General features: G+C 72.3%; 10 protein-coding genes. 7 read left to right on the top strand and 3 right to left on the bottom strand.

From position 1 onward, the window contains the following. From G6R24_RS23370 to G6R24_RS13975, 5 genes are all read left to right on the top strand, one after another. On the top strand, window positions 1-1,612 hold a 1,612-nt coding region (locus G6R24_RS23370), incomplete at its 5' end, for a beta-ketoacyl reductase (RefSeq protein WP_163549691.1). Between the two features lie 261 nt (window positions 1,613-1,873). After that, window positions 1,874-2,782 carry an ABC transporter ATP-binding protein gene (locus G6R24_RS13990; RefSeq protein WP_163549690.1) on the top strand — a complete coding sequence of 303 codons (909 nt, stop codon included), beginning with the start codon at window positions 1,874-1,876 and terminating at the stop codon, window positions 2,780-2,782. A 76-nt stretch (window positions 2,783-2,858) separates the two neighbouring features. Further along, window positions 2,859-3,731, top strand: coding sequence for an ABC transporter permease (locus G6R24_RS13985; RefSeq protein WP_175087890.1), 873 nt, complete (start codon window positions 2,859-2,861; stop codon window positions 3,729-3,731). A gap of 96 nt (window positions 3,732-3,827) precedes the next feature. Further along, on the top strand, window positions 3,828-5,294 hold the full coding sequence (locus G6R24_RS13980; protein ID WP_163549689.1) for a sensor histidine kinase: 1,467 nt from the start codon (window positions 3,828-3,830) through the stop codon (window positions 5,292-5,294). 101 nt (window positions 5,295-5,395) lie between these two features. After that, window positions 5,396-6,091 (top strand): response regulator, encoded by a 696-nt coding sequence (locus G6R24_RS13975; protein ID WP_244957293.1) that lies wholly within the window; start codon window positions 5,396-5,398, stop codon window positions 6,089-6,091. A 35-nt stretch (window positions 6,092-6,126) separates the two neighbouring features. Here G6R24_RS13975 and G6R24_RS13970 read toward each other — a convergent pair whose 3' ends face one another. Next, entirely contained in the window at window positions 6,127-7,347 is a 1,221-nt protein-coding gene (locus G6R24_RS13970) for an EAL domain-containing protein (protein WP_225438508.1), read from the bottom strand. Between the two features lie 240 nt (window positions 7,348-7,587). Here G6R24_RS13970 and G6R24_RS13965 point away from each other — a divergent pair, with 240 nt between their 5' ends. Next, window positions 7,588-7,827 carry a hypothetical protein gene (locus G6R24_RS13965; protein WP_163549687.1) on the top strand — a complete coding sequence of 80 codons (240 nt, stop codon included), beginning with the start codon at window positions 7,588-7,590 and terminating at the stop codon, window positions 7,825-7,827. Here the strand turns inward: G6R24_RS13965 and G6R24_RS13960 are convergent. Continuing rightward, entirely contained in the window at window positions 7,783-8,640 is an 858-nt protein-coding gene (locus G6R24_RS13960) for a class I SAM-dependent methyltransferase (RefSeq protein WP_225438507.1), read from the bottom strand. The genes G6R24_RS13965 and G6R24_RS13960 overlap by 45 nt on opposite strands. 478 nt (window positions 8,641-9,118) lie before the next feature. On the opposite strand from G6R24_RS13960, the gene G6R24_RS13955 reads away from it, so the two are divergent. Further along, window positions 9,119-9,676: a hypothetical protein gene (locus G6R24_RS13955; RefSeq protein ID WP_163549685.1), complete on the top strand. Its 558-nt coding sequence runs from the start codon at window positions 9,119-9,121 to the stop codon at window positions 9,674-9,676. A 177-nt stretch (window positions 9,677-9,853) separates the two neighbouring features. Here the strand turns inward: G6R24_RS13955 and G6R24_RS13950 are convergent, their stop codons facing one another. Further along, complete coding sequence (locus G6R24_RS13950) at window positions 9,854-10,000, bottom strand: DUF1059 domain-containing protein (RefSeq protein ID WP_163549684.1); 147 nt, start codon at window positions 9,998-10,000, stop codon at window positions 9,854-9,856. Between the last annotated feature and the right edge of the window lie 200 nt (window positions 10,001-10,200).

Genomic DNA, 10,200 nt, shown 5'->3' with positions numbered 1-10,200 from the left:
CGCGGCGGCGGTGCCGGACGCGGCGGCGGTGCCGGACGCGGCGGCGGTGCCGGACGCGGCGGCGCGCGGCGCGTGGGCGTTCACGGAGCTGGTGCGGCGCATCGCCGAACTCCCGGAGCCGCGGCCGCGGCTGTGGTGCCTGACCAGGGGCGTCCGGGACGCCGTGGACGCGGCCGCCCTCGGTCAGGCTCCGTTGTGGGGGCTCGGTCGGATCGCGGCCACCGAGCATCCCGAGTTCTGGGGTGGTGTGGTCGACGTCCCCGCCGGCCCGCTGGCCGCCGACCGGCTCGTCGACCTGTTCGCGGCCCCACCCGCCGAACCCCTGCTCGCCCTCGACGCGTCCGGCGACGTGCGGGTCCCGCGGCTGGTCACGGCGGCGCCGCGCGGCGCGGAGCCGTTCGTCTGCCGGCCCGACGGCACCTACCTGATCACTGGTGGTCTCGGGGTGCTGGGGCTCGTCCTCGCCGAACATCTGGCCGCCCGGGGCGCCCGGCGGCTGGTCCTGCTCGGCCGGAGCCCGCTACCGTCCCGTGCGACCTGGACGCCCGACGATCCGCGGGTACGCGCGATCGGCCGGTTGGAGGCCGCCGGGGTGAGTGTCCTGACGGTCGCGGCGGACGTCACCGACCGCACCGGCCTGCGGCGGGCGCTCGACCGGCTGCAACTGCCGCCGATCCGCGGGATCGTGCACGCCGCCGGGGTCGTCCACGGCGATCTGCTGCGTCGCCTCGACGACCGGCACCTCCAGGAGGTGCTCGCCCCGAAGGTGGCCGGCGCGTGGGTGCTGCACGAGCTGTTCCCCCCGGGCAGCCTCGACTTCCTCGTGCTGTTCTCCTCCGCCGGCCCGCTGCTCGGCCTGCCCGGCCAGGGCGCCTACGCCGCCGCCAACACCTTCCTGGATGTCCTGGCCGCCCACCGCCGCACCGCCGAGTCCACATCTGAGCCCGAATCCGGATCCGGACCTGCGGCTGCGGCTGGCGTTGGGACCGGGACCGGCGCTGGGGCTGGAGCTGGGGGCGGAGCCGGCGCGTCGGTGAGTCTGGCCTGGACGAGCTGGCGGGGTCTGGGCATGGCCACCGCGGGTGACACCACCGACCTGGAACTCGCCGCCCGCGGCACCACGTCCATCTCGCCGGACGAGGCGCTGCGCGCGTTCGATCAGACGGTCGGCTCGCCGTCCGCCGCACCGATGGTCGCCGTCCTCGGAGTATCGCGCGGGCACACCGGACCACGTCCGGCGCTGCTCGCCGAGGTCGCACCGGCCGAGACGACAGCGCCCCGCGACGTCCCCGACTGGGTCGGCCTGCGCGGCCACGAGCTGACCGACCATCTGCTCGGCATCGTCGGTGGCCGGGTCGCGGCCGTCCTGGGCACCGACGTCAGTGCCCTCGACCCGCACCAGCCACTCACCGAGGCCGGCGTCGACTCGCTGCTGTCGGCGTCCATCCGGATCGCGCTGGAACGCGAGCTGGGTCTCGCCCTGCCCGCGACCCTGCTGTGGAACCACCGCACCGTCCTCGCCCTCGCCGCCTACCTGACAACGCTGCTCTCGGACACGGCGGACACCGAGGTCACGCTGCTGGATCAGGGCGAACTGGTCCCGGGAGCATGATCGCAGCGACCGCGTTGCCCGACCGTCGGTAACCACCGCTCGGTCCGGGTCGCCGGGGAGCTTCGTCGGGACGACGCGACGGAGCTCCCCGGACGGCGGCCGGGTATCCGACATCCCTCCGACCTGGGGCGTACTCCTGAAGGTGGACGGGCCGCCGCGGGCGCCGGCGAAGATCGGCCTCGCGGCGGACGGCAACAGCCCCGAAGATCCCTAACGTTCTCGGTGTCAGCCAACGGCACCTGAGACGGGACCTGAACTCACATGATCGAGGCACGCGGACTGGAGAAGCGGTACGGCGACAAGGTCGCCGTCCACGACCTGAGTTTCACCGCCCGGCCGGGTGTGGTCACCGGTTTCCTCGGCCCGAACGGCGCCGGCAAGTCGACCACGATGCGCATGATCCTCGGCCTGGACCGCCCCACCCGCGGTGAGGTGCTCGTCAACGGCCGCCGCTACCGGGACGCGGCCGCCCCGATGCACGAGGTCGGGGTGATGCTCGAGGCCCGCGCCATCCACACCGGACGCAGCGCCGCCAAGCACCTGCTCGCCCTCGCCCGCACCCACGGCATCGGACGCCGCCGGGTCGACGAGGTGATCGACCTGGTGGGTCTGCGTGAGGTCGCCCGCAAGCGGGCCGGCGGGTTCTCCCTCGGGATGGGCCAGCGGCTGGGCATCGCGTCCGCCCTGCTCGGCGATCCGGCCACGCTCATCCTCGACGAACCGGTCAACGGCCTGGACCCCGACGGCATCCGTTGGATCCGCGACCTGCTGCGCGACCTCGCCGCGCAGGGACGCACCGTCTTCCTGTCGTCCCACCTGATGAGCGAGATGGCGATGACCGCCACCCACCTGGTCGTCGTCGGACGCGGCCGCCTGATCACCGAGACCACCGTGGCCGAGGTCATCGCCAACGCGTCTCCGCCCACCGTGCACGTGCGGACCCCCGAGACCTCGGCGCTACGCAGCGTGCTCGGCGGTATCGACGCCACCGTCACCGCCACCTCGGCGGACACCCTCGAGGTGACCGGCCGCACCAGCGAGCAGATCGGCTCCCTCGCCCGCACCGCCGGCATCGTCCTGCATGAACTCACCCCCCGCCAGGTCTCCCTCGAGGACGCCTTCATGGCCCTCACCCGCGACGCCGTCGAATACGCCACGGCCGCCACGTGACCAGCCCCGCCACGTGACCGGCCTCGCCACGGACCAGCCTCGCCCACCTCGGCATCCTCGAATCGGAGCACCCGACATGAGCACGCAGACGATCACCGCGGGCACCCCGCACGCCACGTCACCCTCGTCCCCGTCCCCGTCCTCGCCCTCGTCCCGGCACGCCCGGCCACAGCAGCGCGTCACCCAGCTGCGGGTGCTGCGCTCCGAGTGGACCAAGATCACCTCGCTGCGTTCGACCGCGTGGACCCTGGCCGCGGCCCTCGCGGTGACCATCCTGCTCGGCGTCGTGCTCGCCAAGGCGACGGCCAGTAACTGGGATCACTACACCGTCGAGGACAAGCGCACCTTCGACGCCACCGCGACCAGCCTCAGCGGCATGTACCTCGCCCAGCTCGCCCTCGGTGTCCTCGGCGTCCTGATGATCTCCGGCGAGTACGCCACCGGGATGATCCGCGCCACCCTGGGGGTGGTACCCCGCCGGCTGCCGGTGCTGTGGGCCAAGGTCGCGGTCTTCGCGGCGGTGAGCTTCACCCTGATGGCGGTCGCCAACCTGATCGCCTTCACCGCGGGCCAGGCCATGCTCGCCCCGCGGCACATCGACGTCGCGCTGTCCGATCCCGGCGTGGTCCGCGCCGTGCTGGGCACCGCGTTCTTCGTCTCGGCGATCGGCGTGCTCGGTCTGACACTGGGCACCCTGCTGCGCAGCACTCCCGCCGCCATCGGCGTGCTGTTCGGCGTGCTGCTCGTGCTCCCCCAGATCGTCGGCGCGCTGCCGCACAACCTCGCCCGGATCAGCGACTACCTTCCGTCCACCTCCGGCGACGCGCTGATGCAGGTCGTCCGCTCGTCCAGCCTGCCCTCCCCCACCCACGGGGCGCTCGTCCTGGTCGCCTACCTCGTCGTCACCCTCACCGCCGCCGCCTTCGTCCTTGTCCGCCGGGACGTCTGAGCGCCGCTCACCCGGCGCCCCGCGGCGCCGTACCGACGCCGTCCCACCCACGTGGCGGTATCGCTTACCCGGCCAGGAAAGGTCACGATGGCCACCATGACGACGCTCCCGGACGCGGCCCCACCGGCCCAGCGGGACCAGCTGGCGGTCATGGACCGGACGGCGCCCGAACCGGCGGAGCCGGGGGTCGTGCTCGGACGGATGCGCCACGGGAGGGCCGGACGGTTCCTGCGGGGCCATCCGACGCTGGTGGACGCAGCCCTCGCCGCCTTCCTCGGCCTGTTCGCCTGGGCGGCGCTGCTCAACACCCTGGCCTGGACGTCGGGTAGCCGGCAGACCGCGACGATCGTGCTCGCCGTGCTGGGCGTGGCACCGCTGATCTGGCGGCGCCGGTATCCGGTCGCGGTGTTCGCCGTCTGCGTGGCGGCGGGTCTGCTGCAGCTGCTGGTCGGACATGTGGTCGACCCGGACTTCGGGGTGCCGATCGCGTTCTACACGGTGGCCAGGCTGGGGACGCGCCGGCAGCGTCTGGTCGCGACGATCGTGGTCAGCATCGGTGTCGTGCTCGCCGGGATCGGCTGGCGGGAACGCAACCACGCGCCGTTCCTCGCGAACGTGGTGGTGCTGGGGCTCGTCGCCGTCACCGCCGGGGTGCTCGGCCGCAACGCGGGCACCCGGCAGGCCTACCTCGCCACCCTCACCGACCGGGCCGACCGCCTGGAGCGGGAACGTGACCAGCAGGCCCAGATCGCCGCCGCCGCCGAACGTGCCCGCATCGCCCGCGAGATGCACGACATCGTCGCCCACAACCTGTCCGTGATGATCGCCCTGGCCGACGGCGCCCAGTTCGCCCTGACCGCCGGCACCGCGGCCCCCGCTGACACCACGACATCCACTGACACCACGACATCCACCGGCACCGGGGCATCCACCGGCACCAGGGCGTCGACCGGGCCGGACGGGCCGGCGCTGCAGGCGATCGCCCAGGTCTCGCGGACCGGGCGGGAGGCGCTGGCGGAGATGCGCCGGCTGCTCGGCGTCCTGCGCACCGACGGCACCGTCGACGGCACCGCCCCGCAACCCGGCCTGGACGACCTGGACTCCCTGATCGACCAGGTCCGCGGCGCCGGCCTGCCGGTGAGCCTCACCACCCACGGTAAGCCGCTGCCGCTGCCGCTACCGGCGGGCGTGCAGCTGACGCTGTACCGGCTGGTCCAGGAGGCGCTCACCAACACCCTGAAACACGCGGGTCCGGGCGCCACCGCCACCGTGGAGCTGGCCTACGACCGGCGCGCCGTCCGCGTCGACATCCGCGACACCGGGCGGCGCCACCCCACCGCCGCCACCCCCACCCCGACCGCCACGACCGCCACGACCGCAGGGCATGTCACCGGGGGCGGACAGGGCCTTGTGGGCATGCGGGAGCGCAGCGCCGTCTACGGCGGCACCGTCCAGGCCGGTCCGTTGCGCGACGGCGGCTGGCAGGTGCGGGCCCGGATCCCCGTCGCGGTCGGCCTGCGGACAACCGACGAGGGCGGTGCCACCCGCGATGGGAGGGTCTGAGGGTGACCGTCCCCGCTGATCCGTCCCAGCCGGCCCACGCACCGGGATCGTCCGGGGCGGTGACGTCGGTGCTGCTGGTCGATGACCAACCACTGCTGCGGATGGGTTTTCGCATGGTGCTCGACTCGCAGCCGGACATCACCGTGATCGGTGAGGCCGCGGACGGAGCCCAGGCCGTCGAACTCACCAGACGACTACGCCCCGACATCGTCCTCATGGACGTGCGGATGCCGACGATGAACGGCATCGAGGCGACCGCCGCGATCGTCACCGCCGGCGGCGAGTCACGCGTGCTCATCCTCACCACCTTCGACCTGGACGAGTACGCCTTCGCCGGCCTGCGCGCCGGAGCCAGCGGCTTCCTGCTCAAGGACGTTCCTCCGGCCGACCTGCTCTCGGCGATCCGGGCGGTGGCCACCGGAGACGCCGTCGTCTCCCCGAGCGTCACCCGTCGGCTCCTCGACGCCTTCGCCCACCGCCTCCCCGCCGCACCGGACGCCGCACCGGATGCGGCACCCCACCCCGCGGCCGACCCCCGACCCCGGCCCAGCACCCATCCGGCGGACCGGCGTCTGCAACGGCTCACCGAACGTGAACGCGATGTCCTGCACGAGGTCGCCGCGGGCCTGTCCAACGCCGAGATCGCCGCCCGGCTGGTGCTGTCGGAGGCCACGGTCAAGACACACGTCGGACGCATCCTGGCCAAACTCGAGCTTCGTGACCGCGTCCAGGCAGTCGTCTTCGCCTACGAGATCGGTCTGGTCCACCCCTCCGAGCAGCCACCCGAACCCCGGTAGATCCCGCTCACCCAGACCGCGACCGGAGAGGGGGCCTACCGGGGTCTGGCGCCCGTCAGTGGTCGTAACGGATGGCCGGAGATCCCGGAGAAGCGGCCCAGACCGGTCAGGTCGGCGCGCGGGCTGCCGAGCAGGAAACCCTGGCCGTAGCCGATGGAGGCGCCGATCACGGCCTCGAGATCGGCGGGGGCCTCGATGCCCTCGGCGATCACGTCGCTGCCCAGGCCGTCGGCGATACGTGACATCCCGGCGGCGACGGCGGCGTGGGCGGGGCTGACGGCCATGTCCCGCACGATGAACTGGTCGAGCTTGATGATGTCGGGGCGCAGGCACAACAGGACGCCCAGCCCCGCGTACCCGGTGCCCACGTCGTCCAGGGCGATCCGCACACCGTGCGAACGCAGGCGTTCGACCACGGCGAACAGGTCGTCATCGTCGTCGGCGATGTACTCACGCTCGGTGAGCTCCAGGATGAGCTGCTCCGGGCGTCCGGTGCGCAGGAAACGGTCGGCGAGCTGGTTGGTGACGACGGAGGGGGACGCGTTCACCGCGAGGCGGATGTCGGGTGGGAGCTGCGGGAGCATCGCGAGCGCCCGGTCGACCGCGGTCAGTTCCAGTTCGGCGCCGAGGCCCACCTGCGCCGCATCGGCGAACACCTCCTCGGGGACGGCGTGCGTGCGGAAGCGGGACAGCGCCTCGACCGCGATCGTCCGGCCGCTCTGCAGGTCGATGATCGGCTGGAAGTGCATGTGGGGCGCGCCTTCCTCCATGACGCCCTGGATGCGGCGCCAGATCCGGCTACGGGACTCCCACATGCGGTGCAGATCGGTCACGTAGCCGGTGAGCAGGCCGGCGAGCAGGTTCAGCAGTCGCAGTTCCCGATCGCCCAGCGATGGCTGCGGCTGCCGGCTCAGGCAACCCACCAGGCCGTAGGTCCGGCCGTCCGCGTCCAGGACGGGGGTCGCGGCGTAGGCCCGAACCGCGAGCTCGCGGACGGGGGCCAGCGACACGGTCCGCGGATCGCTCCAGGTGTCGGGGATCAGGTTCGGCAGATCGCCGGCCAGGATATGGCGAAACAGGCTCTGGTCGCGACGCACGGTGCTGCCGGCCACCAAGCCCAGCGGGAGCTCCCGGCCGCTGATCACCTGGACGACGAGCAGGTCCCCGTCCAGACGTCCCAGCCAGGCCATCTCCATGTGCAGCCGGCGGCGCAGCAGCTCCAGCAGCTCGACCAGTGCGGTACTCGGCGCACGCACCCTGGCGCGCGGTCCCAGACACGTGACCATTGATGCTCACCCCACAGCTGCGATACCCCGACCGCCGGAGGGCACACCAGGGCGGTCGCGCGCCGCCCTGGCCGCGACCGGGCGGTGACGGTGACCGGTGCGAACACCTTCCGCGGCGCCCGGCCGGGCCGGTTGCCCACGAATGTCCGGTCTGCCATCGTCACCACGGTCATCGTGACGCCGGTCGACGTGGACGCGGAGGTGAGCCGCATGAGCGGCCAGATACTGGTGATCGTCGGCGCGGGCGGTATGGGTGTGTCGGTGGCCCGCCGTCTCGGCGCCGGCCGGACGATCCTGGTGGCCGACATCGACGAGCGGACGCTCACCCGGGTCGAGAGGGAACTCGCCGGCGAGGGGCTCACCCATGCTCGCCGTCGACCTGCTCGGGCCGGGGCGATGTCGCGGTCAGACGGTGGCGACGATCAGATCTTCCACGCTGGACGGGCGTAGTGCGTCCGGACGGCCGGTGAAGTAGCGCTCGGCGAGGTCCGCGGCGGACACGTGCCGCGTGCTGGCGAAGCCGCACCCGCGGGCGAGATCCTGGAACTGCGTCGGCGTGAAGAAGCTGAGAAAGGGTGTGCCGGCGGCCTGCGCCGAGGCCCGCGTCCGGGCGTGCCCGGGCCGCTCCCGCGCTTCGATGAGTTCCTCCGGCAGCATGAACGTGGCGACCAGCGTCGAACCAGCCGCGAGGACAGCACTGTGACGCAGCGTCGCCGCCGTCGCGCTTTTGGTCAGGTACTGGGAGACCCCGGTGGCGGCCACCACGGCGGGCCTGGTCGGATCAAAACCGGCGGACACCAACCGCGGCCACCAGTCACCGTCAGCCTCGAAATCCACCGGCACCAGCCGCAACCACGGCGGGACGCCGAACCCGCCCGCCACCAGCCGTTGACGTTTCCATTCCTGCGGGCCGGGCTGGTCGACCTCGAACACCCGCAGCCCGGCGGCGAGATCCACCCGGCGTTGGGCGAAGGTGTCCAGCCCCGCGCCGAGAATCACATACTGACCGACCCCGCGCGCGACCTGTTCGGCGAGCAGATCCTCCAGCAGTCGGGCGCGGGCGACCATGGACGCGCGGATGCGCCGGGTCGCCCCCGGGTCCATGTCCGGACGCCCCCGCCAACCGTCGCCGGGCTCGACCAGGGCCAACCCCACCTCGTCGGCCAGCACGTGCGGCGGCGGGTCGAGCTGGACATGCAGGGCCCGCCACAACGCGACCCGCACCGCGGTGCTTTCCGGAGCCAGTACCGGATTATCACCCACGTGATCCGCCCCTGTTCCCTTCAGAAGCCCCGCATCGCGTTTCCACGAATACCGGAAGAATGCCTGAGCCATCTTCTTCCGGAGCCTACCCGGGCCGACGACATGACCGCCCGAACGTGACAGCGAGCGGACCGAGGACAGTCGCAGCGTGTCGCCTTTTAGTGCCGAAAACAATGGTCGGGGCGCGTTTTCCCTCCACGGTCGGAGCACCCGACCGAATCCCCCCGCCCGAGTGGCCCCGACCACCCCGACCACCCGCCCGCGGACGCCCGGCGTCGTCTGGCCGGCCCGCACCCCCGCGGCCGCCGGAGTGCGGTGGCGTCCAATATCCGACGACGGCCCGCGCGGAGAGCTGATCATCGGTAGGCTTCGCGACGCCTCGGACAGGTGGCCAACGGCCACCGCCTCGTCCCGCCCCGGACCAGCCCTACCGTGGCGCCGCCGAGGTCACGTTCGCCGAGGACAGAAGGGTACAAGCGTGCGTAACGCGCGATGTCTGGCAGCGGTCACGGCCTCCTTGCTGGCCCTGGTGCTGCTGGTTGGCTGCGGGCCGAAGTCCTCGTCGTCGGTCACTGGGAGCTCCGCCACATCGACGTCCTCGGACGCCGAGTTCAGCGGCGCGTGCCCGACAAACGGAAACACCAAGGCGTTTGCCAAGACCCGTTTTGCACTGCATTCCGGCCTTGCGCTCGGAGCCTTCCACCGGTACATCTACAAGCCGCTGAAGAACGGCGGCTTCAAGTCCGGTGCCGACAAGCGCAAGCGCACCTTTGCCAAGGCCGCGATCGCCGGGGTCTTCGTCGTCCATGAGATCAAGGTCGCGAACGGTTTCGCGCTGGCGAATCCAAGCCTGTGTCGAGCGACCCAGTCAGTACGCAACACGTTTTCCACTCTCACCGGCCGCCTGCGCGGTGGAACCGCCACCGAGGCGGACGTCAACAGCGCCGAGCAGGCGTTCACCAGCCTGCAGCAGACCGCCACGCAGAACGGCTTCGGCTTCAACGAGCGCAACGTGACGGTACCCGGCGCCGGATGACCAGGAGGACGCCCCGCCAGCGAGGCCCCTGACCGGACTGGCCCCACGGCGGCTCCTGCGCCCGGCGCGCACGAAGCGTGCGCCGGGCGCAGGAGCCGACCGCACGGGCCCCCGACGAATCGCCGCTGGCACCCTGCCGCCAGCGGCCTGCGCGTCGGCGGGCTCGGTAAGCCGGCCTCAGTAGGCCAGGAAGAGAATCTGGTCGCGGGTGTACTCGTGACCGGGGTGGTTCTCCGCCAGGTGCGTCTGGGTCTTCTCGACGAGCTCGTCCTCGTCCGCACCTTCGATGAACTCGCCGCACGGGCAGTTCAGTCGCACCGCCACTGCTACTCCTTTCCCCGTGGGCCGCATCACCCCGGGCATGGTCGGCCGTGGACGGACCGTCAGCCGTCCCCGTCCGTCCAGTGTGGCACGGCACAACAAGGCGCCGCGCGTCATCGGCCACCAGCCCGATGTGGCTGGGCCGTCCCGGAGCGTGTGCCCGCGGCCACCGCACCACAGCCGGAAACGCTCATGGACAGTGC

The sequence above is a fragment of the Candidatus Frankia nodulisporulans genome, assembly GCF_902806475.1.
GTDB classification, from domain to species: Bacteria; Actinomycetota; Actinomycetes; order Frankiales; family Frankiaceae; genus Frankia; species Frankia umida.
This window is presented reverse-complemented; position numbering and strand designations above follow the sequence as displayed.